20 protein-coding genes and 4 pseudogenes are annotated in these 24748 nt (G+C 57.0%); 16 read left to right on the top strand and 8 right to left on the bottom strand.

The features are described 5' to 3' along the window. Positions 1 to 317: 317 nt before the first annotated feature. The 5 genes from NLM27_RS26340 to NLM27_RS26325 all read right to left on the bottom strand — a co-directional run bounded on the left by NLM27_RS26340 (position 318) and on the right by NLM27_RS26325 (position 6217). Positions 318 to 1508: an ABC transporter ATP-binding protein gene (locus NLM27_RS26340; protein WP_254146072.1), complete on the bottom strand. Its 1191-nt coding sequence runs from the start codon at positions 1506 to 1508 to the stop codon at positions 318 to 320. A gap of 75 nt (positions 1509 to 1583) precedes the next feature. Next, complete coding sequence (locus tag NLM27_RS26335; protein ID WP_254146071.1) at positions 1584 to 2396, bottom strand: ABC transporter permease; 813 nt, start codon at positions 2394 to 2396, stop codon at positions 1584 to 1586. A gap of 9 nt (positions 2397 to 2405) precedes the next feature. Next, positions 2406 to 3230, bottom strand: a complete 825-nt coding sequence (locus NLM27_RS26330) for an ABC transporter permease (protein ID WP_254146070.1) — start codon at positions 3228 to 3230, stop codon at positions 2406 to 2408. 168 nt (positions 3231 to 3398) lie between these two features. Then, on the bottom strand, positions 3399 to 3527 hold the full coding sequence (locus NLM27_RS43630; protein ID WP_256570026.1) for a hypothetical protein: 129 nt from the start codon (positions 3525 to 3527) through the stop codon (positions 3399 to 3401). A gap of 1520 nt (positions 3528 to 5047) precedes the next feature. Further along, positions 5048 to 6217, bottom strand: a complete 1170-nt coding sequence (locus NLM27_RS26325) for a Xaa-Pro peptidase family protein (protein WP_254146069.1) — start codon at positions 6215 to 6217, stop codon at positions 5048 to 5050. Positions 6218 to 7437: 1220 nt separating this feature from the next. On the opposite strand from NLM27_RS26325, the gene NLM27_RS26320 reads away from it, so the two are divergent. From NLM27_RS26320 to NLM27_RS44125, 3 genes are all read left to right on the top strand, one after another. Beyond that, positions 7438 to 7908 carry a cupin domain-containing protein gene (locus tag NLM27_RS26320; protein ID WP_254146068.1) on the top strand — a complete coding sequence of 157 codons (471 nt, stop codon included), beginning with the start codon at positions 7438 to 7440 and terminating at the stop codon, positions 7906 to 7908. 97 nt (positions 7909 to 8005) lie between these two features. Further along, positions 8006 to 8758 (top strand): hypothetical protein, encoded by a 753-nt coding sequence (locus tag NLM27_RS26315; RefSeq protein WP_254146067.1) that lies wholly within the window; start codon positions 8006 to 8008, stop codon positions 8756 to 8758. Between the two features lie 269 nt (positions 8759 to 9027). Beyond that, on the top strand, positions 9028 to 9189 hold the full coding sequence (locus NLM27_RS44125; protein WP_375142276.1) for a hypothetical protein: 162 nt from the start codon (positions 9028 to 9030) through the stop codon (positions 9187 to 9189). Positions 9190 to 9192: 3 nt separating this feature from the next. Here the strand turns inward: NLM27_RS44125 and NLM27_RS44120 are convergent. The 3 genes and pseudogenes from NLM27_RS44120 to NLM27_RS26305 all read right to left on the bottom strand — a co-directional run. Beyond that, positions 9193 to 9240 (bottom strand): annotated as a pseudogene (locus tag NLM27_RS44120) (hypothetical protein); the annotation flags it as partial. 32 nt (positions 9241 to 9272) lie between these two features. After that, on the bottom strand, positions 9273 to 9503 hold the full coding sequence (locus tag NLM27_RS44115; RefSeq protein WP_375142326.1) for a transposase: 231 nt from the start codon (positions 9501 to 9503) through the stop codon (positions 9273 to 9275). Between the two features lie 268 nt (positions 9504 to 9771). After that, positions 9772 to 10194 carry an MBL fold metallo-hydrolase gene (locus NLM27_RS26305; RefSeq protein WP_254146066.1) on the bottom strand — a complete coding sequence of 141 codons (423 nt, stop codon included), beginning with the start codon at positions 10192 to 10194 and terminating at the stop codon, positions 9772 to 9774. 889 nt (positions 10195 to 11083) lie between these two features. Here NLM27_RS26305 and NLM27_RS26300 point away from each other — a divergent pair. The 13 genes and pseudogenes from NLM27_RS26300 to NLM27_RS26245 all read left to right on the top strand — a co-directional run bounded on the left by NLM27_RS26300 (position 11084) and on the right by NLM27_RS26245 (position 24308). Then, on the top strand, positions 11084 to 11410 hold the full coding sequence (locus NLM27_RS26300) for a CoA-binding protein (RefSeq protein WP_254146065.1): 327 nt from the start codon (positions 11084 to 11086) through the stop codon (positions 11408 to 11410). Positions 11411 to 11532: 122 nt separating this feature from the next. Then, positions 11533 to 11907, top strand: a pseudogene (locus NLM27_RS26295) (hypothetical protein). Positions 11908 to 12243: 336 nt separating this feature from the next. Continuing rightward, positions 12244 to 12513, top strand: a complete 270-nt coding sequence (locus NLM27_RS26290) for a hypothetical protein (RefSeq protein WP_254146064.1) — start codon at positions 12244 to 12246, stop codon at positions 12511 to 12513. Positions 12514 to 12547: 34 nt separating this feature from the next. Beyond that, positions 12548 to 12991 carry an acetate--CoA ligase family protein gene (locus NLM27_RS26285; RefSeq protein ID WP_254146063.1) on the top strand — a complete coding sequence of 148 codons (444 nt, stop codon included), beginning with the start codon at positions 12548 to 12550 and terminating at the stop codon, positions 12989 to 12991. After that, on the top strand, positions 12876 to 13142 hold the full coding sequence (locus tag NLM27_RS44110; RefSeq protein WP_375142275.1) for an acetate--CoA ligase family protein: 267 nt from the start codon (positions 12876 to 12878) through the stop codon (positions 13140 to 13142). Before NLM27_RS26285 ends, NLM27_RS44110 begins: the two co-directional genes overlap by 116 nt. A gap of 569 nt (positions 13143 to 13711) precedes the next feature. Beyond that, positions 13712 to 14173, top strand: a pseudogene (locus NLM27_RS44105) (enoyl-CoA hydratase/isomerase family protein). 358 nt (positions 14174 to 14531) lie between these two features. Further along, positions 14532 to 15039: pseudogene (locus NLM27_RS44100) on the top strand (3-hydroxyacyl-CoA dehydrogenase family protein). Between the two features lie 1009 nt (positions 15040 to 16048). Continuing rightward, complete coding sequence (locus tag NLM27_RS26270; protein WP_254148928.1) at positions 16049 to 16990, top strand: ABC transporter permease; 942 nt, start codon at positions 16049 to 16051, stop codon at positions 16988 to 16990. A 1-nt stretch (position 16991) separates the two neighbouring features. Beyond that, positions 16992 to 17873 carry an ABC transporter permease gene (locus NLM27_RS26265; protein ID WP_254146061.1) on the top strand — a complete coding sequence of 294 codons (882 nt, stop codon included), beginning with the start codon at positions 16992 to 16994 and terminating at the stop codon, positions 17871 to 17873. A 1-nt stretch (position 17874) separates the two neighbouring features. Beyond that, complete coding sequence (locus tag NLM27_RS26260) at positions 17875 to 18879, top strand: ABC transporter ATP-binding protein (RefSeq protein ID WP_254146060.1); 1005 nt, start codon at positions 17875 to 17877, stop codon at positions 18877 to 18879. Beyond that, positions 18876 to 19907, top strand: coding sequence for an ABC transporter ATP-binding protein (locus tag NLM27_RS26255; protein WP_254146059.1), 1032 nt, complete (start codon positions 18876 to 18878; stop codon positions 19905 to 19907). Before NLM27_RS26260 ends, NLM27_RS26255 begins: the two co-directional genes overlap by 4 nt. Before the next feature lie 1243 nt (positions 19908 to 21150). Continuing rightward, a complete protein-coding gene (locus tag NLM27_RS26250; protein WP_254146058.1) occupies positions 21151 to 22746 on the top strand; it encodes an ABC transporter substrate-binding protein in 1596 nt (531 codons plus the stop codon). 281 nt (positions 22747 to 23027) lie between these two features. Further along, positions 23028 to 24308 (top strand): serine hydrolase, encoded by a 1281-nt coding sequence (locus NLM27_RS26245; RefSeq protein WP_254146057.1) that lies wholly within the window; start codon positions 23028 to 23030, stop codon positions 24306 to 24308. Positions 24309 to 24748: the final 440 nt, after the last annotated feature.

The following is a 24748-nucleotide window of genomic DNA, read 5'->3' as shown; positions in this document are numbered from 1 at the left end:
GGAAGCCGCGCGCTCGCGCCTCCTGAGGTTAGGACTGGTTGCATGCTGCAATCCACAAGCTGTGTCAATGGTCGCGGCGCTTTGCCTCTACCGATTGTTGACGGCTAGAGTCACAAGCATGGTTCTGCGCTAAAAGTGAGTCAGTCGTCACTTCGCTTCAGGTCAATTGGTCTCTAGACTTCATGGGCGAACCAACGTCGCATAGGGGTCACGACCGTATCGCTCAATCTGCTGACGCTCGAGCGAGCACTATAGGTGGATCATCCTAGCGCTTCCCATTGAGTCACAATCCTGATCCGGCTGGCCTGATCGAGCTGTCAATTCTCGAGAGCAACCGCATCAGATGCAGACCAGCAAAGTCGGACTCGCGCACCAGGTTCGGGCCGTGACTCGGCACGGCCCGAGACAACTTTGGCGGTGATATTCAGGCCATTATCGGTCTTAATCAAGAAGCGGGTCATACCGCCGATGAACGAAGTGGTTGTCACCTCGCCGGCCAGAAGATTGCTATCGTCTGCAACCGGCTCATCGATCCCGCAGATCAACACTTTCTCGGGGCGGACCATGATCGAGAACTCCGAGCCCGCGGTTTGTGGTCCACTGGTAACCAAAAGGGACTGGCTTCCAGCGATCACCAACCGACCGTCAGCGTTCATTCGTCCGCTAATCAAATTGGACTCGCCGATGAACTCAGCCACGAACCGCGTGCGCGGCTGAAAGTACAATTCGTCAGGCGCCCCCAGCTGAGCAATCTCGCCCATGCTCATCAGGCAGATGCGGTCGGACATGTTGAGCGCCTCTTCCTGATCGTGGGTAACGTAGATGAATGTAGTTTTCAAATCCTTGTGGAGGCGCTTGATCTGCCCTTGCATCTGCTCGCGTAGGTTCTTATCGAGGGCGCCCAGCGGCTCGTCCATCATGATGATTGCTGGTGAATAAACGATGCAGCGTGCGATACCTACCCGCTGCTGCTGACCACCGGATAACTGGCGGGGTTTTCGATTTTCAAAGCCGCGCAGCCCGACGCGCTCGAGCGCCTCTGTCACTTTGGCCATGATCGTTTTACTCATTTCCCGCCGCACGCGGAGCGGATAGGCAACATTATCGAATACAGTCATGTGTGGCATCAGGGCATAGTTCTGGAACACCATCCCGATTCCTCTCTCGCGGGGCGGCATCCTAGTAATATCCCGTCCATTCAATAGAATCACGCCGGTTGTTGGCGCAGTCGCACCTGCAATCAGGTTGAGCAGCGTGGTCTTGCCCGATCCTGATGGTCCGAGCAGGGTCAGGAATTCGCCTTTCCGTACGCTAAGATCCGTCGGATACAGTGCCGTCCCCGAACTGAAGGTCTTCGATATGCCCTTCAGCGCGATCGCGTGAACGATGTCATCGCCATGCGCGGCGCGGTCCTGCATGCGATTCACTCCTTTCGCAAAACGATATAGGTGACGGGCAGAGAGGGGGCCGTCCGCCTCGATCGTCTGGTCGCAAATGTGGTTGGACATCTTGAATCCTTGATCTGAGGCATCATGAGCAGTGACATCCTTCTGCTGGTCGATCGAACTTATGAAGTGCGCCGATCAAGCTTCGATTGGTGTCCATTTTTTCAATGAGATCGTTACAGTGCAAACGAGCAGAGAAATGGCCATCAGGAGAGTCGATACGGCGGCAATAACGGGCGACACTTCCCATTCCAGCGCGCTGTACATTTTTACCGGTAGAGTCACGGTGTTGCTGCCCGTGAGAAACCAGGAGATCACGATTTCGTCGAACGACAGCAGAAAAGCAAAAAGCGCAGCGCTCACAAGCGAGGGAATGAGTTGGGGCACAACGACCGTGAGAAACATTCGTATCGGTCCGGCCCCCATCAATTCGGCGCCGAACTCCAGATTGCGGTCGAGCTTAAGGACGCCCGCTATGATCATGAGCATGATGTAAGGCAACGTGACCATGATATGGCCAAGAATGAGAGATAGGGTCGTGGCGTCGATCCTCAGATACGAAAAATAGAGATAAAGTCCGAGACCTGAAACAATGGTCGGGACCACAAGCGGGCTCATGATGATGCCCGTGATCGCTCCTTTTCCAGCGAACTCGTGTCGTGCGATCCAGTAGCCCGCAGGTACCCCGACGAACATCGCCAACGCCGTGGATCCGAGGGCAACCTGGATACTTTCAAAAAGCGGCTCGAGCCAGGCGGGAGAGCTGAAGAATATCCTGAACAGTTCAAAGGAGTAACTCGCTGGTGGGAAAGTCAGCGCATTTGTCGGCCCGAATGCCATAGGTACAGTTACCAGCAGCGGAGCCAAAAGAAACAGATAGACGGCGGTCGCAAACACGGTACCGATTGCACGGTAGCGGCGCGTATGCGGGTCAAGAATGGTGCTAGACATGAGCGAATCCTACACTTTGCGTCGACGCCAGAGCGCCAGAGGGGCGGCAAGGATGAAAGCCATGCCGAGCAGTACTACGCTTATGGCCGCCGCTTTGGGCCAGTCCAATACCTGTCGGTTGTAAAAATCGACAAGGTTCGAGAGCATTTGATCCTGGGAGCCCCCCAGTAGCGCTGGAATTACAAAGGCGCCGAGAGACATCACGAAGATGCTCAACAGAGCTGCGACTACTCCAGGCAGACTCATGGGAACTGTGACCGTCCAGAATATCCGAGCGGGGCCGGCTCCCATGATAGAAGCCGCTCGGTAGATCGCAGGATCTATTGCGAGAAGGCTCGCAAGAACGGGCAGGACTACGAAGGGGATGAGAAAGTTCGTCATGCCGACGAGGACTCCGACCCGATTGAGCACCAGCGGCAACTGCACTTTCGTATCGAAAGTCCAACTGAGGACAGTGTTGATTATTCCTTCACGGCCCAAAATCACGTTGAAAGCGAAGCATTTCACGAGCACGCTTGTCCAGAACGGAAGGAGGACGAGTACCATCAGGATGGTACGACGCCTCGCAGGCTGACGAGCAAGGTGCAGCGCGACGACAAATCCCAAAAACAAGCTGAGAGAGGAAGCCGAGCAGGCGACCACAAGTGTCGTGCCCAGTGTTCGCAAAAATAAATTGCTTCCTAGAACTTCCCCGTAAGAAGCTAACGACAGAGCTCGCCCATCGACGCTTGTATAGAACACATACAGAAGCGGCGGCAGCACTATGCCGATCGCAACCAATACGGCTGGCGACATGAACTCTGCGTGCGCGCGGATGGTACGAATTCGATTCATGAGCCTCCTTGACAGTTCACCCGAAGGTACTTGATTGGCCACTTGGGGCTGCCGAGCCGCCCCAGGAAGCCGAGTCACTCCGGTCATAATCCACTCTTGGAAACGGCGCAGCACTGTCTCGTAATTGTTGGTCCAATAGCCGCTGTCAACCAAGAGGTTGTTCGAGTGTCACAAATCTGGCTGCCACTTACGCACCAAAGCAGACAACATGCCAGCAGCCTTCTTAGAGTTGGGCCCAAACTGATTCTCCAGCCGCGCTGAAACTTCCGGGCGGAGAAAGTAAGCAATGAGCTTCATTGCATTTTCCTTGTTTGGATAGCCTTGAGAACCGACAAAGCGCCCTCATAGAGCAGGTTTTGTTCGAAGGAAAATTCCAAGGGCACTCCGCCGCCCGCCTCAGTGGTGGCCTTGACGCGATTGCAATAGGTGGCGCTCGACTTCGCGTGTCTGCACGAGGGACATTGATTGAGGAGCCGCAACCGTCGAAGCAGCAACGCTCGATTTTATCCGATCAGGCGTCTTGAAGGCGCGACGCCCAAGGGATAGATATCCTCCGGAGCAACACTGTCCGCAAGAAGCGCCGATTCCAGCGTCCCGGAAGCGCTTTTCCTGAGCGCGCGACGACCCGGGAACTTCTCCAAGTCGAAAAATTCTGCGGAATTTGCCGGATGCTTACCAAGGTCGTATCTCTTTGGATCCCATTTTATTCCGCCAGCATACATATCCGGCGTGACGCCACCGACTTTCGGAGGAACGGCCAAATCGGCAAGATTGAAAATTGCATGATCCAGCGGCTCCCAAAAACCTGCTTATGCCCAATTGCAGCTTCTGAACCGTCCATATTGTGAACGCCCCCGCTTAACATCGCTGGGGCTTTTGACTTTCGAGAGTTCCGGCGTTGGCGCGATATTGACCTCGATTCCCGCTTCCTCCGGGAAGGAGTTGAATACCTGATTTTGCAGGAGCTCCTGAAGATCCAGCCTGACCGACGAATGTGACCGAACCGGACTTAACCGCCGCAGGCGACGACCTCACCACCATAGGCACAGCCACTCCGCCGGCCGCTCAGCAATTAACGAACGGCGCGAGATCTTCGAGGCGGACCTGATCATAGATACCCCCCTTATCGGCGTCCGCCCTTCGGCAGCGGACGATCCAGCAAAACAATATCGGCCCACCCGTGCGTCATTTCACTGATTTTGTGTCAATATCGCAGAATTCCTGCTCACCTGTATGTCTTCGAGCAGTGAAAGCCCCCCTTGCAGGCCTCATCAAACAGAAGGTGCACTTTTGGCTCACAGTTGTGCTCGAGATTCTGCTCGGGAGGGCATCACGAACATCGCCGGAGCCTGACTTTTCGTCTTTCCTCGTGCGTTCATGGGACCCACCACTTTCTTCTGGTGGTGCTCGTCGAACGAGCGCTGCGACCTGCTAGTCGCTGTCAACACAGATAAACTATGAACCGGTCAAACGGCGCGGTGAGCCCGCCGACACTAATCAGGATTGAAGTGGACGCCGCAAAATGTGTGCTGGTTCCCGCCCTGCCCACAAGCCGCGCCACCTTGGAGTGGGCATCGGCTGGCCTTCACGTGAGTGGCGGCCCTGCTCATCGCACGTTGCGTAGACTAAGGGCGCGCCTACCTTCTATTGATGCACCGGATCTGACGCCGGCACCGCCGACGCGAAAGGTAAGCTGTAGGAAGGTAACGCGAGACAGGGTACCTTCCCGGAAGGTTTGCGACCGTTCAAACTGCCCTGACAGATGACGCCGGTTTCGACATAGGCATTCTCGTGGGCGGACCGCTGCGGAAACCTAACTAGAGTTCGAACAGCTTCCGAGGCGTGCTCGTAAGCACTTCGGACCCGGTCTCAGTCACCCGGAATGATTCGCCGATGACGTAGCCGAAATCTTCGTCCACCCAGTTACCCAGCATCAGATGGAAGGTCATATTCGGCTTTAGCTCCGTCATGTCTCCGTCTCTGAGACTTGCGGTTTTCTCGAGCCAATTGATTCCGAGAGAGTAGCCACAGCGCGACTCCTTCGCGAGGCCGTGCTTCTCCATGGTACGATAGAAGGCATTTGCGACATCGCTGCAGGTTGCGCCGGGCCGAACCGTGGCAAGAGCAGCTTCGAGGCCAGCCACCTCCGCCTCGTGCATGCGACGCAAACGATCTGAGGGCTGGCCAATCGAGAATGTGCGCATGATTGCGGCACAGTAACCCAGACGCTTGCCGCCAAGTTCGAGATTGATCTGCGAGCCCTGACGAAAGACATCGTCGGTCCACCAAACATGCGCCGTAGAAGTCCGCGGCGAGGCACACAAATAGAAATGCTGCAGTCCGGTTCCTGCCTTGCCATTGGCGCCGCGAATGAGAGTGCCCACGATCTCCGCAGCGGCGTCGGCTTCGCGCATACCCGGACGGATCACTTCAACTGCCCGCGCGATTGCCGCGTCCGTGATTGCGGCAGCTTCCTTCATGATTGAAATTTCTAGGTCAGACTTAACGATGCGAACCCAAGCGACCAGGTTTGAGCAATCGAGGATTTTCGCATTCGGCAGCCGCGCCTTGAACTTCTCTATCGTCGGCGTCGGAAGAGCACTCTGCTCAATTCCCAAGCAGCGGTTTGAAACACCGAGTTCATTGATAGAATCAATAACCGCGTCGTAGCCGTCCTTGTCAGGATTGGCGACGAGGTTCTCCGGATAGCCAATGACGCTGCCGCGCTGAAGGAAGGTCTGATGGTGGGCCGCCGGCACATCCATCTTGCGCACGATAAAGGCCGGCTCCTCCTCGCGAAGCGAAACGATAAGCCCCTGCGGAATGGTGGTTGGCGCACCCCAGTGACCCGTCAGATATGTAAGGTTCGCGACATCAACCACGAAGAGCGTCTCGATGTCGAGCCGCGCCATCTCCGATTTGACTGCAGCGAGCCGCCGCAAATACTCGCTCTTGGGAAAGCTTTGCGGTCCCTTAGTGATTGCCATATGCTCGTCCTTGCTGGCAGTTTTGCTCCGGGTTCCCGAGCGGAGCGCCGGATTTCAGTTGATTCTGGTCATTTTCGGTCGTTCTTTTTCAGCTTGTTTCCCCTTCAGGCTTTTAAAATCTGCATGCGCGCCCCCGCCGCCGCCTGTTTTGTGCGCGCGACCGACGATCTCCGTCTTGGCGCGCTGGAACTATTCTACTCGCGCCGCAAAGCCGCGGTTGCCGGGATCGACGCAATGGCTCCGTGCAGGGATCGGATCGACTTACGATCACCAGCGAGGCGGTGGCGGGCTCGGGCTTGAGCATCCAGCGCCCCCTCAGAGGCGGCGATGCGGGCACCCGCATGTCGGGGACTGAAGGAGCCGAGCACTCACTAGGACACCTATTTCAATGAACTGCGCACGTTCGGTCACGACGAGAGTCGCGACCGACGCGATCAAAGTCAGCGAAATGCGCTCGCTTGGATCATCTCTGGCGCTTTGAACAGGCGAGCCCCTCGCCGGCCAGACACTCTTGACGATGAGGCGCAATGGGCAGGGTTTTGACGAGGGCTTCGTCTACAAACCTCGAAATCGCGCCAGACTCGCATTAGCTGTGTCGGCGTTAGGTCTCCAGCTCCATGATCTCGAGACGTGAAGCCGGCGTTGACCACGCAGCTTCTGCTAGGACTTCCGCCGTCAGACTGCCGGTTCAGCTCATTCTGGCTTGAACTCGCTGCTCTTCTTCACATTGTATCGTTCGCGGCGCTGCCGCCAAAGCTGCTCGCCAGCCGCTCCGCATCAGGCGCCGCAACACAAGACAGAGCACAACCTCCGTTCGTTTAGACCAAGCCGCGCCGATCTGTGGAATGCGCCACAACTCTTTTCCTTCCGCGGCCTCCGCGATTTTCGTCAAAGCGTCGGAACTGACACTGGAGAGTTTGCGCCGAGCGGCCGTTCCTTCGCGTCAAAACCGCGCGATTCTTGGTAATTTGCAGTATTTCTCCGAGCCCGGGCTGCTCTTCGGCTATATTGTGCGTAGAGCCACATCTACGATTACATGATCGCCCAAAATGTATGTGGCCCATGTTCTACCGTGTCGATCAATCGTACGGCGACGCAGCAGGGGCGCTGCATGAGAGCGATGGCGAGGATGTTCTCGAAGTTGTCAGGGTTCGTTCGGACGCGCCCGTACCCAAGTCCTTTCCGTAGAATCAATTCCAACAATTGAAGGGGGTAGCTACATGAGGAAGATCGCACCAGTGATCGAGGCAAAGGATGAGCCGGTGTTCATCCCGTGGACTGAGCGAGAGCTGAATTGGCGCGAGTCACCTATACCGTTTATCGAGAAGAATGGCTGGCATGGTGCGCTGATTAGCCCGAGCATTAACGGCACGAATTTCAGATTTTTTCCTTATTACCTGCCATTCGGTCAAGCTCGTCCCTTCCATATAACTGAGAATCTGGAGCTCATAATATTTGTACTCGAGGGTCAGATCGAGTTTGGCGTCGGCCCCAGCGAGGATCAACTACAATATTTTCAACTCGGGAAGTACGACACTCTGTTCGTTCCTCGTGGCCGGGGAGTTGACTACCGCAATAGCGGTCCATCGGATGCTCGATATATAATGGCCAACAGCCATGTCGGCGGATGGCCGACGGAATGCATCTACAACATTCCGGGCCAGAAAGAGCCGTTCGTTCGGAAGTTTTGAAATAATGTGAATTGACGAGTCGCATGCTCGACCCGGCGGGGCCGACAACGATACATCTAACAGCCCCGGAATAGGGCTAATTAAAGATATGGACCACATGATGACTGCATCAGATGAAACGCTGCTTTTTAAGAATTCTGAAATGGTATTTTCGCGAGGATATATTCATGCCGGAGGCCATTTCTCGGCGTGCAGATTGCTCACTTTAGCAAACAGCAACTCCCTCTGTTCTGGTGTTACCACCTATGACGGTTGCTCGATCGAGAGCACGATGAAATACGACGAGGTATTCATCGTTCTCGGTGGGAATGTTCGAATTCTTTGGGGCCCGGAGTATAGCCGTGCAGTTGAAGCCAAGTTTGGCGACGTGGTTTGGCTTCCCAAAGGCAATCGGGTCAAATACCAAGGAGAGAAGGGAATCATATTCTACGTTCTGTATCCGGTTGATTGGCGAACTCGGCCCGAAGACCCACAAACTGATGGTGCGGTCGGTGATGTGCGTCTTCTGAAGAGCAAGGATATGGTCTACGAGCAAATGTATCCTGAGAGCGGAGGATATGGGTCCAGATGCCGCCTCATCACTCCAGATATGAGCAAGACGATGGGCGCGTCGATGCATACTTACGATGCTTGCTCTATCGAGTGGACGACACATTACGATCAGGCAACCGTCGTTCTCGACGGTACTTTGCGGATCGTCACCGGCGAAAAGTTCAACCGTGTCATCGAAGCAAAGTTCGGCGACGTAATTCGGCTACCTAAGGGGACTCATTTCAAGTACGAAGGTGATAAGGCGAAGACGTTCACCGCCCTGTATCCGGTGGATTGGGCCGCGCGCGCCGAGAAGTGATCGGATCTCAGCTTCGATGACGGCTCTTCCAATCTAGAGCCATGTTAGTTTCTCAAGAAGGCCAAATCGGAGAGATTTGGCTTTTTTGTACTTTGGGTAACCTGGCTGACCGCGATGAAGAACGTCATAAGCTGGAGCGGGATCGGTTTTCGGGCCGGGATCGGAAACGTTGTTCTCACGATCTCGTCGATGCTGATCGCCCGTTCGTCAGGTGACTGAATGAAGCCGAGGATACGCGCGAGTGCGAATGGCGCCTGCGGCGGTGCTCGATGATCGACACTTGCCCACAATTAGCAAAGCGAATCGATCTGTGCGTTTCCGAGCAGCGGGATTTGAGCGCGATCGGGCGGATAGATCGCTCGACGGTGTTGTTGTTCGAGCTCGATGCGGCCATCGTCGATGAACCGCGTCATCCCTTCCCAGTGAGATAGTGCGAAGCGGATGGCTCGGCAAGCTTCCTCTTCTGACTGATCAAACCAAGCTTTGCATGCAGCCCAAGGCTCGAACCCGTCGACTAGCGGACGGCTTCTCTGTTGCTGACGGTTCGACGCTCGTCAGCATCACGACCGCGGTGTCTTTCTCGACAGCATAGACCGCGGCGATACGTTCGAGTGCTTCGCTGACGATGGCCGACGGACCGGGACAGCGAGTAAAAGTAGCGGCGTACATGCAACGAGCAGAACGCAAGGCGGACGTCGCCACGATCGGCCAGCCCGCGGTAGCCGGCATAGCCGTCGACCTGCAAGATGCTCTTGAAGCCGTCCAGATCCGCTTTGCGAAGCTGATCAAGATGATGCTGAACAAATCGCAAGGCTTGGCGACTATCGTGATCCGAGGTGCAAGGGAGATGACCAACAGAGGAGAACCGTAGTCAATCAGCATTTCTTGGCCGGTCCTACTCAGAACAATATAGAAGTTTGAGCAGATGTAGGGCCCAGCCCACAGCAGATGCTCCGTAATAGGCCGCAGGCCGCAGTCTGCTCTCACGCAAATTCAGCTTGTCATCGAAGTGGCTAATGCGACCCGACGTAAAAAGCTTGCCCATATTGGCGAGTGCCTCGAGCCTCGATCCAAACGTTTCGATATCTGAATGGATCTCGGTTATCGGCTCCCCGTGCGAGGGATAAGCAATCCCGACTTGCTCCTTTTTCAAGGCAAGAATCGACTGCAATATAAATTCTTCCGAGCAGATCGCCATAGTCATACTCCATGGCGTGAAGTTGATATTGCCGGCCGCCGGTTGTCATCAGATCGCCGGTAAAGGCGATCCGCTTGCCGTCCACTTCTACGATCAGGCTGATCTTGCCATAAGTGTGGCCCTTGGCCGGCAGGACATGGAGCTTGAATTCCTTCCATGCAAACACGCCGTAGTCTTCGAAAACCGCATCAGCCGGAAGATTTCGCCTAACGAGAAAGATGTATTCTGTAGTTGTCATACAGGCGCCGAGCTTGCCACTGAGCCTCGACATTATCGAACAGGTGACGTTCGTATTCGGGCATGGCAGTTGTTGCACCGACCCTTTGCACCACCGGCGCTCCTCAGCACTGATCCCTGTGATGGTGAGTGTGCTAGTCGGCACGTTCGACGCCGATAGCGGCGAGGTGGTGCAAGACAGCTCCATAGGAGACATTCTGCTCCGCTCTTTAGAACGTAAACGTTACGCGTATCGCGAAATTCCCAAAGGTTTTCGGAACGCCGCACCAAAGTCATTTGATTTTCTTCTAGGACTCAATTCTTGTTGGGCTCAGTGTTGATCCCCACATCCAAGCGTACGGCGCCGTCACTGTTCTGGTGATCGCTTCCGAATGATCTGGACGTGTTCCACGCGAGAACACTATCGTCTGACACTTCGGGTGGCTCAATTGACGAAGAATGAAGGGCGTGTCTCACTTTGTTTTTGCGGCCTGAGGTTGAAGAGAATTGAACCGCGTCATTGTTCTTGCCATCCAAGCTGGCTCGCGAATATCCGATCTTTCTCAACCATGCACAATATCCGATGCGCGATCATGAAAAGAGCCGTGCGACCACGCGCAAATTGCGCGTTGGGGGGACGTGGTCAAACGGAATCTACCAGATCTGGTGCCACTAAATCCGTTTCAACCTCTGAGCGCGCAACATCCTCCTTGCTTTTACCTTTGGCTCTGACGCTGAGCTCGCTGGAGCCGTCTGAGCCGGGAGCACAGTGCTGTTCGCGGATAAATGTGGCGGAAACTGAGATCGAGTATTGAACGGCGACCGAGAGGGCGACAATTGGACATGAAGCTTGGTCGTGCGCCGCGGCAAGCGCTCGGCTCCGGCGATTAGGAGGGGGACGGCAAGAGCAGGTGGTTCGTGGGATCGCCGGGCTTTTCAAGGCGGAATCTGTTGCGATCATTGGGACGCCTCAAAAGGGCGGCTTCGTCACAGACTTCTTGAAAACCCTCCCGAAGTCGGACAACGCGGGAAAGCTCGTAGCAGTGAACCCGCGGTACGAGCAGATTGAAGGCGTGCCATGTTTCCCGAGCTTGACGACGATTCCGCATCCGGTCGAGCATGCCGTCATAGGTATCGCCGGCCACGCCATCCCGTCGGTTCTTGATGATTGCGCTCTCGCCAACGTGGGCGCGATCCAGGTCAAATCGAGCGGCTTCGCCGATCAGGGGAGAGGATAGCGGAGCAAGCCTACCTCGCCGATTGGGCCGCGCGGATCGGTATTCCGGTTCTTGGTCCAAACTGTTACGGATTGCTGAACCCCGCGAACAGGCTCAACGAGCCGGGCGCGCCATTCCAGACCATGAAGGCTGGCGGTTTCAGTGCCGTGCTGCAGAGCGGGATGCTTGTCATGGGTCTGCTCCAGCCGCTGCTCGCACGGGGAATCGGTATGGCCCGCGTGGTCACCACAGGCAATGAAGCCTGTCTCGATGTCGTAGATTTCATCAATTACCTCGTCGCGAACGAGGATACACGCGTCATCGCTTGCTACTGCGAGCAGTTCAAATGCCCCCGAGAGTTTATGAAGGCCTGCTAGCACGCGGCCGATAAGGGCAAGCCGATCGTGATGATCAAAGTCGGTCGCTCAGAGGGGGCTCGTCGAGCGGCGTTTGCTCATACCGGTTCGCTAGTGGGGCGGACGTCGCGATCGATGCGGTGCCGACGAAGCTCGGCGTGATCCGGGTCGATACGATAGATGATTGATCGAGACAGCGGCGGCGCTATCCTCGACAAAGCGCTCACGTGGAGGGCGCCTAGCCTTGGCCTCCTTGTCTGGTGTCGCGAGCGGTATGCTATCGGATCTCGCCGAACGTTGCGGTATAGAGTTTGCCGCCCTTCCCGCTACAGCGAAGGCGCAGCTGGAAGGAATCGTTCCGGAGTTCGGGAGTGTCAACCCGCTTGACCTCGCGGGGCAGAGTTACGACACGCATGTGATCGATGAATCCCAAAAAAGTCCTACCATCAGCGCTTATGACGTGATCATCTGGGCGCACGGCTACCCGGGCCAATCGATATGCGTTCGTCGTTCGGGCAGGCGCTGAAGGGTGCCGTAGAGGCGGCGTCGGAGGTGCTCTTTCCAGTGATGAGCTTGGCTAGTGGCCATATCACTTCATCCATCGATGAACCGCAATTTGCAATGGTCGAGCCAAGGACCGATTTCGATGGCATTCCATTCTTGCAGGGGATGGGCGCTGTTTTAAAGGCGCTCTCATTGCTGATTGGATACTCGCAGTTCTTGCGCACGCGCAAGCCGAGCAATCGCCTCTCTGCGCCGTTGGGGTAAGCGAAGTGCCTCCTATGCAGAGGCGGTACGCGTCATGCGTGATGCCAAAAACGAGATCCTAACGGAATGTGAAGGAAAGCGCCTCCTTGATCTCTACGGCATCCCTGTTGCCCGCGAAGCGCTGGCGACTAGAGCGGATGAATCAGCGTTTGTCGCGCAGCAGCTCGGGTTGCCCGTGGCCATGAAGATCGTATCACCTACGAATGCACACAAAACAGATGTCGGTGGTGTCGTGTTGAACGTCTCCTCTTCCAACGAGGTTGCGGAGCTCTTCGACAGCATCATGGCTTCGGTTCGGTTGCGCTGTCCCGAAGCGGAGCTTGCACGCGTTCTTGTACAGCAGATGGCCAAGTCCGCACGAGATGATGCTCGGGGCCACTTTCGATCCTCAATTCGGCCCAGTTATCGCCTTTGGCTTGGATGGGATCTGGGTCGAGGCTCTGAAGGATATCCGAGTATTGCTGCCGCCCTTCGATGAGGCCGACATCCATGCAGCAATCGGGCAGCTGCGTGCGGCAAGCGTTCTGCGCGGCGCGCGCGGTGGAGCAAAGGCAGACCTGGACGTTTGGCCGATTGCATCGTTAAGTTCGGAGCGCTCTGCTGAGATCTTGCCGACGAGATCGATATAAACCCTATCATTCTTGCAGCGAACGGTGCAGAGCTTATCGCGGTTGATTGCCACACCACCAAGGAAATCTCGACAGATGGCAAATGAGCTCCATGTTCTGTTTTTGGCCCTATGCAATCCTCCAGGGTGTTCTTGCTCATCGCTCGGAGCAGTCCGACCAATGTAGAAAGCTCTAACTTCAGACGCGCCGCGATCCGCGTTTACATGCGATGATGAGCGTCTCCCACTGGAGTTCGGGTGACCACGCGGGCGGCGGATCGTACCCTGCGAGAGTAGAGTTATTCCGTCGCTATGATCGCGACCTGCTTCGATCCGCTCGGTGAGGGGCCTGATCGTCTCGGTAACGAGATCGACCTCGATGCAAGAAGCACCAGATCGGGGGAGATCGGATTCGTCTTCAAGGCCGTGAGGATACGGCGGCAAACGCTTTTCGCCAAAGTAGAATCGGCGATTAGCGCGGCGCGATCTGAAAGTAAGCATCGATCACATGCAAGTGAGGTCGAGACGAGCTGCACTAACAGGGAAGCGAATGAACGATGTGGTTAGCTATTTGGCAGACGACGCGTCGCGATTGTCACGATCAACAACCCGCCGGTCAATGTGCTTAGTCGCTCACTCCTGAGCGGCATCATTGAAGCGCTAGATCGTGCCGGCGATGATCGCGCCATCAGTACGGTCGTGCTCGCCGGGGGAGGTGCCAGCTTCAGCGTCGGTGCGGACATGCCGGAATGGGAAAGCTGTATACAAGGGGCCTGAGCTGGCCACCGTCAACCGACGCTACAGACACTCCCGAAGTCCATTGTAGCGCCGGTGTACCGCTGGGTCGTGGATGGCGGCTTCGAGCTAGCGCTTTTCTGCCGCGCCAGCGTGGCGTCTCATGATGCGCGATTGACTCCGCCCGAGGTGAAAATAGGCATTATTCCTGGCGACGGCGGCACGCAGCGTCTACCGCGCCTTACAGGTCCGGAAGCAGCACACTCGATATCACCGTCGCGGGCAAGCCAATCACCGCCGCTTGAGAAGCGGAATTAGGGGGCATCGATCGCATTTTTGAACTCGATCTTATCGCGGCGGTGCTAAACGCTATGCGCGTGAGCTCGTTTGCCGCGGTAACTTGCCCTCCTGGTGCGAGACTGTGACGAAAAGCTGGCGGCGACGCGTTCCGATCTATCGGCGGTCGAGGCCCGCGCGAAGGAGCTGACCAAGAGAGTGCGCGGGCTCGAAGCGCTCGCGAGAGCGCGCGATTTGCGTCGAGCTGGAGAACGAGTCCCAGGCCAAGGCACAACGTCATCTATTCTTCGCTGAACGGAGAGCTGCTAAGGGCGTGGGCGCGGGGAGAGTCCAGAAGCTCCGCGACATCAGCAAGGTCGCCGTGATCGGCGGCGGCATAATGGGCGGCGGCGTCGCCATGTCCTTCGCGAACGCAGGCATTCCCGTTACCATTCTCGAAGTCGAGCGCTGGATCGAGGCCTTGCTGTCATCCGTAGCAACTACGACGTCTCGGTCGGACGTGGTTCAATTGCTGCGGCAGCCCGTGATCAGCGCATGGCCCTTCTCAGCGGCACGACGCATTATGAGGACGTTCCGACCGCCGACATAATCATTGAGGCGGTTTTCGAGGACATCGCGCTGAAAAAGCGGGTGTTAGCGTCATTGACAAAATTGCGAAACCTGGCGCCATTCTAGCCACCGATACGTCCTTCCTGGACGTCAACGAGATTTCGGCTGTAACCAGTCGCCGAATCGACTTCGTTGACATGCATTTCTTTTCCCCAGCCAACGTCATGCGGCTGCTGAAAATCGTGCGCCGCGCGAAGACTGCGCCAAACGTGCTCGCTACCGCACTTTCCATTGGCAAGCAGATCGGCAAGGTGCCGGTCCTCGTCCGCGCCTGTTAAGGGTTTGTCGGCGATCGCATGCATGTCGCTCAACTCGCGCAGCTCGAAAATCTGTTCCTGGAAGGCGCGCTGCCTCAACAGGTTGACAAGGCCTATAACGACTTCGAGTTCCAATGGGCCCCTTTGTTGTGCACGACCTCTCCGGCAACGATCTCGACTGGCGCATTCGCAAGTCGGTCGGCAAGACGCTGTAATAGGAGACGCGCTGTGCGAGGCGGGACGCTTCGGGCTGAAGGGCGGAAAGGGTTTTCAAGCGGGCGTTCCTCCTGAAGAAACTCGCGCAATCCCGCGGCTCATTTGCAGGGATGCGGGGGCAACCGGTACCGCCCAGCAGCATGGTTCGCTTGTCCACCTTGCACGTTCGCGGCGAGCAAATGCACAATAAGGGACCTGGGGGCACGACGACACGCGTCCGTCGCGCTTGGCACCACGCTTGTTCTTAAATCTCCCATGATGGAGGTTTGTTGCCAGGTACACGTTCTCCTTGCTTCCGAGTCGTTGAGGCCCGATCTCTACGTTAGAAGCTGCTGCACGATTTCGGCGGCGTTCGGCTTTCGCGTCTCAAAGTATCTCCTAACCGTCTGATCCGATGGTGATGATCGCGGTCGTCGGAGGGAGCGATACGGTAGCATCCGGTTTGCTTGCTTGGTTGTATACGATCGTCGACCGTTCACCCGCGCGGATCGCGTGATTCCAGCGCGTTGGCGGCTTTTGCGCAGTATTCCTCAGCGATGGTGTTCGAGTTCGGGCAAAACCAGCAGCAAGCTCGGTTAAAGCTGAAGATAAGGATGAAAACTCGAGCTCCGTTGCAACGGGAATCGGTACCAAGGGGACTGAGCTATGACAATGTTCAGAAAGTGCGATTGGAGTTCACTGGAACCGTCAGTTTGGGGGCGGCGATCTGGCTTGCCCTTGAACTTCTCGACGTGCCTTTTCGCCTATCGCCAGGGGGCCGTTGAGGCGTATTCTAAGATGCGGAAAATCCAGAAGATCTGAGGCGGCGCACATGTTGGCCAGCTATATCAGTCGCAGAGTATTATCGGCCATCGCAGTGATGGTGATGGTCGGGATTATTGTATTCCTGCTGCTTCGGCTTGCGCCAGGAGACCCCGCTGGGGTCATCGCGGGCCCGAATGCCTCGCTTCAAATGGTCGAAGCCATTCGTGAGCGCTTGGGATTGAACGCCCCGCTGCCGATTCAGTTTCTGCATTGGGTGTGGGCTATGCTCACGGGCGATTTTGGCACATCGATCTTTGCCGACCGACCGGTTCTCGAGCTCATATCGCAGCGACTGGAGCCGACCATTTCGCTGGCAGTCCTGTCGATGATCCTTTCAGTAACAGCCGGTGTCTCGGTGGGCATCCTTGCTGCTTGGCGATCCGGCGGCTTCATCGACCGCACACTGACAATGTTCTCGGCGCTCGCCTACTCTGTACCTGGGTTCGTCACAAGCTATTTTCTTGTCTACTTTTTCGCAATCCAGGCGCACTGGCTTCCCGTCCAGGGCTATGCGCCAATTGCTCACGGCTTCGCGCCTTGGTTCTGGCGCTTGATCCTGCCCACGCTGGCATTGAGCCTTCCACACATTGCTTTCTTCGCCAGGATCACGCGGGCCAGTATGCTCGAGATTCTATCAGAGGACTTTATGCGAACGGCCGCCGCAAAGGGCGCTTCCACCTATGCCATGCTCTTTCATCATGCCTTGAAGAATGCTGGCGTTCCTATCCTGACCGTGCTCGGAATGAGCTTCGCCCACATGGTCGGAGGGGTCGTTATCACGGAAACGGTGTTCAACTTACCCGGCATGGGTCGCCTGATCGTCGAGGGGATCCAGGATCGCGACTATCCCCTAATTCAATGCGTGCTCATCCTGGTCTCAGGCTTGTACGTCCTCATAAACCTTGCTGTCGATCTCGCCTATACGCTGATCGATCCTCGCATCCGGTACTAATATGGCTCTCATCTCCGATACAGCTGCTTCCGCACCGATCGGCCGGTTGCGGCTATCCGAGCTTGCTCGAATACCAAGACGTCACCCTCTCGTCCTGATTGGCGGTACCTTGTTGGTGCTCCTAATCGTCATGGCGTTTGCCGCCCCGCTCGTTGCCGGCGATCCCTTGACCATGGATCCGCTCAAGCGGCTTCAGCCGCCTTCTGAATCAATGTGGTTCGGGCGCGACGATTTGGGCCGGGACGTGTTTGCACGAACAATCTTCGGTGCACGAATCTCTCTCTTGGTCGGGCTGCTATCGGCGGTGTGCGCGACCGTAGGCGGACTCGTGATAGGCATCGTCGCGGGCTACAACCGTAACCTCGACAGCGCTGTCATGCGGTTCATGGATGCATTGATGTCAATCCCGACGATGCTGCTAGCCATTACGCTCATTTCTGTAACGGGCGCCGGGATCGGCGTCCTCATTATTGCGATCGCGATAACTCAAACACCAAGCTTGGCAAGGCTGGTTCGCTCGGTGGTCCTGAGCGTTCGCGAGCGTCCTTATGTGGAGGCCGCGATCTGCGGGGGGGCCCGCGTGCCGAGAGTGCTCTGGCGGCATATTCTGCCCAGCACACTTCCGCCGCTCATGGTTCAAGGAGCCACTGTCTGTGCCAGCGCGATCCTGACCGAGGCCGCACTGAGCTTCCTCGGCGTGGGCGTTCCCCCCGACATTCCGAGCTGGGGCAACATGATTGCGAGTTCGCGTCTGTATCTCGCAATCACCCCGATGACGGTCTTCGCCCCAGGCATCTGCCTTGCCGTCACGGTTCTTGCCGTCAATCTACTCGGCGACGGCCTGCGAGACCTGTTTGATCCCCGCGCGCACCGGAGGCGCTGACATGCCGCTGCATGAAATGGCCAAGGATGGCGTGCTTCTCGATGTTCGAGACCTGGAAACACATTTTTTCGGCGAAGAGAGCGTGACCCGTGCTTTGGGCGGAATCAATTTCCAGGTCATGAAAGGCGAGACGCTCGGCGTCGTCGGCGAATCCGGTTGCGGGAAAAGTGTCACCGCGCTGTCGATCCTACGTCTGCTGCCGAAAACGGCCAAGACCGTGGGTGGCAAGATCCGCTTTCATGGACGTGATCTACTTGAGCTGTCTGACCGGGAGATGCGGCGGATCCGTGGTGACAGGATCGCCATGATCTTCCAGGAGCCGATGACCAGCCTCAACCCAGTCTATACGGTCGGGCACCAGATCGCTGAAGCTGTGCAGATTCACACGCAAGCGTCCCGCTCGGAGGCCATGGATAAGGCAGGAGAGATGCTCCGTCTCGTCCGCATTGGGGATCCCGAACGCCGTGTCAAGAACTATCCCCATGAGATGTCGGGTGGCATGCGACAGCGCGCTATGATCGCCATGGCCCTTGCCTGCTCGCCCGAACTACTGATTGCCGACGAGCCGACCACCGCGCTTGACGTGACCATCCAGGCGCAAATTCTGCGGCTGATTATAGATCTGAAGGAGCGCATGGGAACAGCTGTGGTATTCATAACCCACGATCTGGGCGTCGTCGCCGAGACTTGCCAGCGCGTGATCGTCATGTATGCCGGCAAGATCGTGGAGCACGCGGGCGTCAGGGAGCTGTTCGCGCGCCCCGCGCATCCCTACACCCAGGGTCTCATGCGATCAGTGCCGGATCGACGCCGCGGTCAAATGCGCCGACTTCCCGAAATTCCCGGGATCGTACCGAGCCTGCGCGAGCCAATTGTCGGCTGCAGCTTCGCGCCGCGTTGTCCGCTCGCGATAGGAATTTGCCACGAGAGAACGCCTACCCTTGGTGATCTTGCCCCCGGCCACGCCGCCGCTTGCTGGCGCGCAGAAGAGGTGGTGAGCGCATGAGTGGTCCTCTGCTGAAGGTCGAGAATCTGACCAAGCACTACGGGCTGGGTGGACGTTTTCTGAAGAACACCGCCGGTTTGGTGCGAGCAGTGGAGGATGTGTCATTTTCCGTTGAGGCCGGCGAGACGCTCTGTATCGTCGGCGAGTCCGGCTGCGGTAAATCAACCGTGGGGCGGCTGCTGATGCGGCTTGTTGCACCGACAGGCGGGCGAGTGATGATCGATGGGACCGACATTGCGGGCCTCAAGAAGGGCGCGCTACGTGCATGGCGCCTCCGGATGCAGATGGTCTTCCAGGATCCATATTCGTCTTTGAATCCCCGCTTGACCGCAGAGCAGATCATCACCGAGCCGGTCGAGAATTTTGAGCGTCTCGACCGCAGGCAGCGCAATGCCCTTGCCGCTGACCTTCTTCGAAGGGTTGGAATGTCACCGGAGATGATGCACAGGCTTCCGTCCGAAATGTCCGGCGGTCAAAGGCAGCGGCTTGGCATTGCGCGTGCGCTGGCGCTCCGGCCGTCACTCATCATCGCCGATGAAGCGGTCTCGGCGCTTGATGTTTCGGTTAGAGCGCAGATCCTTAATTTGCTGATGGATCTGCAACAAGAGATGGGCATCGCGTTCATCTTCATCTCGCACGACCTCAGCGTCGTGGAGCACATTGGGCATCGTGTAGCTGTCATGTATCTGGGGCGGATCGTCGAACTCGCTTCTTGCGAGCCGCTCTTTACTAGACCCGTCCATCCATATACTGAGGCGCTTATCGCGGCGGCTCCGGTCGCAGATCCCACCCGGGTTCGACCAGAAGTGCAGCTAGAGGGCGAGGTGCCTAGCCCCGTGAACCCGCCGAGCGGCTGTGCATTTCACCCGCGCTGCCCGCTGGCGGTTGAGCGCTGCCGCCTCGAAGTGCCGCGCTTGGCGCCCATGGAGGACGGTCGAATAGTCGCCTGTCATGTACGGGCTCCGGCGACCAACCCGAGCGCCCAACCGATTGAGCTGGCCAACCCTTTACTCGCTGCCTCAAATTGAGGCGGACTACGACGCGAAGGAAGCAAGCGCGTGAGATGGTCTTGAGGCGCATCTTGAACGACGGCAGAAATCTGTAGTAGCAACCGCCGGCCGAACGCGCCTTTACCCGTTATGAAAGCCTTGCACGCATGAGAGTTCGGCTGAGCGGGGCCGCCGCATGGAACAAGGAAAATGCTGATCATGACGGGCCCCGCGTTGCGCGACATAGCCAGCTTCATGCTGCCGCCTGACCATGTCAAATGCGCGTGTCTTCCCGCATCTACCGTGAGTGGTGTGTATTCGGATCGGCACAGGTTGTGTTGTTCCTGCGCTTTGGGATAGCAAGACGAGCCAATCGATTTCCACGAACACGTGCTGAATGGTAACTTCAGTAAAACGAGAAGCAGTGTAGGTCATCTAACCAGATGATCGGGCGACGCGCTAGGTTACGGTGCGATCATGCGGTTTGTTGTAAGCATCCAGGCTCGCGGAATCGCCGTACTGACTGATCGCAGTTTCGGGGCCAATGGGCGTATGGACGACAAGGTTGTGGGCACTCTCGAATTTGAGGGAACGCAACCTCGGCTTGATGTGCGGTGCGCCACCAGCATCCGACAGCCACGAGCCCGTGTGGTGATTGCTACGCATCTCGTCCGCATCGACTAGCTGCGCAAATGCTGAGCTGCTTCTAAGGGGAGCACGACGAGCGGAAGGAGCGTCTAGTATTTCTCATCGATATCCGAGCACCGGAGACGGGACGCGGCTCATCATGCGCGACAAGGATGCGGTCGACCACCGAAAGATGACGCGAGTAGTCGATCGGGACCGTCCAGCTTCAATGAGCGCCCTTGCCCGACCACCAGCCGTTATGTCGCTCGCTCTAGCAGCCAAAACGTTGGCGTCGAGAGTTTGGTATGATGAACGCTGAGCTGCTCCTGGCAGTCATCCCTGAAACCGGCCGGTCGTCTATCAGGTCGTCAAAGAATGATTTCGGCGCGAGCGGCAAAGAAGCTAGTTAATTCGTTGGTCGTGTGGTGGTTGCGTGCGGCAGTGTCTCGAGGTCCGTCGCCCAAACGCGAACTTGCATGATTGCAGCGTGCCTGCTGCTGTTGTGCAGGATTTCTAAGAATGGACGGGTAAATTCGCGCAAAATCTGCGCCGAGCGTGGTCAAAGCTGAAACCATGGGGAGAAACTGCGGCTTTCCAAGGTCGCTGGCTATGCGGACAAAAGAAACCGAGTGCGATACCACAAGGGGACAGAAAGATGACGATCACGCGACGTAAACTCTTCAAAGCGAGTTTGGCCGCCGGAGCGGCATGCTCGATGCCAGCAATTCTGAGGGCGCAAACCGCACCCACGGCTGCACGGACAGCGCGCATGGTTCTGGCATATCCTCTCGTGGCGTACGATCCGGTATTTACGACGTCTGACACGACGCAAGATCATGCCTTCGCTATCTACGACACGCTCTTCGCGTTGGACTCCAATCAAGTGCCGCAGCCGCAGATGGTCGGAAATTGGGGTCTTTCCAGCGACAAGAAGACCTACAAGTTCGAGCTCCGCGATGGCTTGGCGTGGCACGATGGCTCGCGCGTGACCGCTGCAGACTGCGTGGCTTCGATCCGCCGGTGGGCTCAACGGAGTCCTTCCGGACGCGTTATGATGGACAGAGCAAGAGACATCTCGAGAACAGACGACAAGACCTTCGCGATCACGCTAAAGGAACCGCTGGGAATTCTCATCGACATTCTGGCGACCCAAGCGGGGTCGCCATTGTTTATCATGCGCGAGAAGGATGCAAATCGGTCCCCGACCGAGCAAGTAATCGAGAACATCGGGTCTGGGCCGTTCAAATTTAATGGAGCTCTCGCTCGACCGGGCTCAAGCTTCACATACGATCGGAACGCGAATTATGTTCCACGCAAGGAGCCGCCGAGCGGATCCGCGGGAGCGAAGGAGGTCAAGGTTGATCGCATCGTGTGGGACATCATGCCGGATCAGCAGACAGCCATGGGAGCCTTGCAAGCCGGTGAGATTGATTTCATCGAAAATCCGCCAGTCGATCTTTTCCCCGCCATCGAGAGCGACCCTAACCTGGCACTTCAGGTTTTGAACACGGCTGGTAGTATCTGGTTTCTGCGCATGAACTTCCTACAAAAGCCGTTCGACAACGTCAAGGCGCGGCGGGCGATGCTTCACCTGATCGATCAGGAAGCATTCATGCGCGCCGCAGTCGGTAATCCAAAATTCACTGGCCCGAACACGTCTATGTTTGGGGCGGTATCGATCTATGCCAACGACGAAAACACTGGCTGGTACACGAAGAACGGTGATCCGGAAGCAGCCAAGCGGCTCTTCAGGGAAGCTGGCTATAGCGGCGAGAAGGTCGTCATCATCACTTCAAACAGCAACAGCATCTCCCCCCTGCTGACGCAAACCCTGCAAAAGATCGGGGTGAACGCCGAGCTGGCCATGAGCGACCGAGCCGGGATCGTCAAGCGCCGGGCAAACAAGGGGCCTGTTCAGGACGGTGGCTGGAATATCTTTATGGGACCGTGGGGCGCAGGCGATTTCGATGATCCGATTGGCTGCGATCTGCTCGTGGCAAATGGCGAAAAAGCTTGGATTGGCTGGCCGAAGGATGACACGTTTGAAAGTCTTCGAAACAAATGGCCGGAAACTAATTCTCCTGAGGAGCGCAAGGCGCTCGCGCGCCAAATGCAAAAGGCGTGGTGGGACTTCGTTGGAATGGTCTACTTGGGCCGCTCTATGTTGCCGGCCGCGCATCGGAAATCGCTATCGGGTCTAATTCCGGATCCAACGACCTATATCAAGATGTGGAACATGCAGAAAGTCTGAGCGACGCGCGGGCTGGTTAGTTGCTAGTCGCTGTTGTCGTAAAGCACACGCGTAGCTTCACTTAGCTGACGGCGAGTCGCTCTGGTCCCACAAAAGACGGTCCCCGCGGCGCGTTTGCCGAGCTCGGTTCTCTTGTGCCGAGCACTGGGCTAGCGACTTAACTCATTTACGGAAAACCTTCGTCTTTTCGCAAGTAAATGCACAATTTAAGGAACTAAGCGGATTATGAAGGGAGTTCGAACTTACAAGTCAGATAGCATTGCGAGAGTAGGAGCAAACGCATGAACGACAAGGGGGTGTCCAAGGGTATGTTCGACTTCGACGGAAAGCGCTATCTGAACGATCGCCTGTCGGATCCAAATGAACTCCGCTGGATGCACGGCGCGCCCCCGCCAGAAGACAAGCGCATCACGTTTGAGAGCGACACTTTCATGGATTTCCCGCAGATCCGGTGGTCCTTGTCGCACATGCGCGAGCTTTGGCCAACCGCCAGCGTGTGGCACGGCGGGAAGGTGCCATCGCCACTAGAGCACAGTGATAAAGCTGCCGACATCGACGCGCTGACCTTCGCGGACATGAACGGCCGCACCCGCCGATTCGACGAGGCGCTGTTTGATACCTATGTCGATGGCCTCTTGGTGCTGCATCGCGGTAAAGTGGTGTACGAACGCTACGTCGGCGCACTCTCCCACGAGCTACCCCATGCGTGTATGTCGATGACGAAGTCATACGCCGGTATCCTTGTTGCTTCGTTGGCGCAGGAAGGGGTGCTCGACGAGAGTAGATTGATCCCGCACTACATTCCAGAGTTGGCCGGCACTGCATGGGGCGACGCCACGTTGCGCCAAGTGATGGACATGGAGACAGGTGTGGCCTACACGGAAAGCGACTCCGGCGAAGGTGCCGCGGCGACAATGTATTCGCGAGCTACAGGCTGGCAACCACGACCAGCTGGTTATTCTGGGCCGCAGACGATGTGCGACTACTTGCGTACGGTGCGTAAGGCGGGCTCGCACGGCAAGATCTTCGCCTACAAGAGCATCAATACGGGCGTACTTGGCTGGATCATGGGGCGCGTGACGGGGCGTTCCTTCGCCCAGCTTCTGCATGAGCGCCTGTGGGCGCCGCTCGGTTGCGAGCAGGACGGCCACGTCCTCGTCGACTGCGTCGGCATGCCAGTCGCAGGCGGTGGTCTCAGCGCGACCCTTCGTGACCTCGCGCGTTTTGGTGAGTTGATGCGGCGCGAAGGCGAATGGAATGGCAGGCAGCTCATTTCGGCGGCGGCCGTCCATGAGGTCCAGCGCGGGGGCGCCCCCGAGAAGTTTGCGAAGGCGGGTATAAGGCATCTGCCCGGCTATTCTTATCGAAGTCAGTGGTGGGTGACCCATAACGAGCTGGACGCTTTCGAAGCTCGGGGCATTCACGGCCAGCGCCTCTATGTCGCGCCGAAGGCAGAAATGGTCATCGCGCGCTTCGCCTCTCACCCGGTGGCTGGGAGCGCGGTCAGCGACGCCGTCGTTTTGCCCCAGATGCTAAAACTGGGGCAAGTGCTTCGCACTTGACCGTTAGCAACGAGCGACCTCGATCCGGTGGTGTTTACTCCTCGAGAGGATCTCAATGCCATCGACAGCCTAGGCGAGCCGTTAGGCAGGATGGAGTGTTGGACAGATTATAGCTCGTTGTCGGATCATACTTTGTAGGTGGATCTCGCGAATGAATGTCTGCTATATTGAATGTGTGGCAGGCCTCTCGTCTTTGCGTCTATCAGATCGGGTGTCGGAGTATACGCTCACTAGTTCCGCAGAAACTGCGTTGCTCTTTACACGCGAGCGCCGGGGTCGGAAGCAGTGCACGCAGACCAAGTCTTGGGACCTGGGCCGCGCCTCTGGAACACGAAAGTTCGCGAATGGTGCAGAAATTCCGCAGCTTCGAAAAAGATCAGGTCAAATACTGCGCAGACGTTTCGTTCGTATGTTTGCGCAATCCGACGCCTGCTTAGCGG

Source organism: Bradyrhizobium sp. CCGB12 (assembly GCF_024199845.1).
Lineage (GTDB): Bacteria > Pseudomonadota > Alphaproteobacteria > Rhizobiales > Xanthobacteraceae > Bradyrhizobium.
This window is presented reverse-complemented; position numbering and strand designations above follow the sequence as displayed.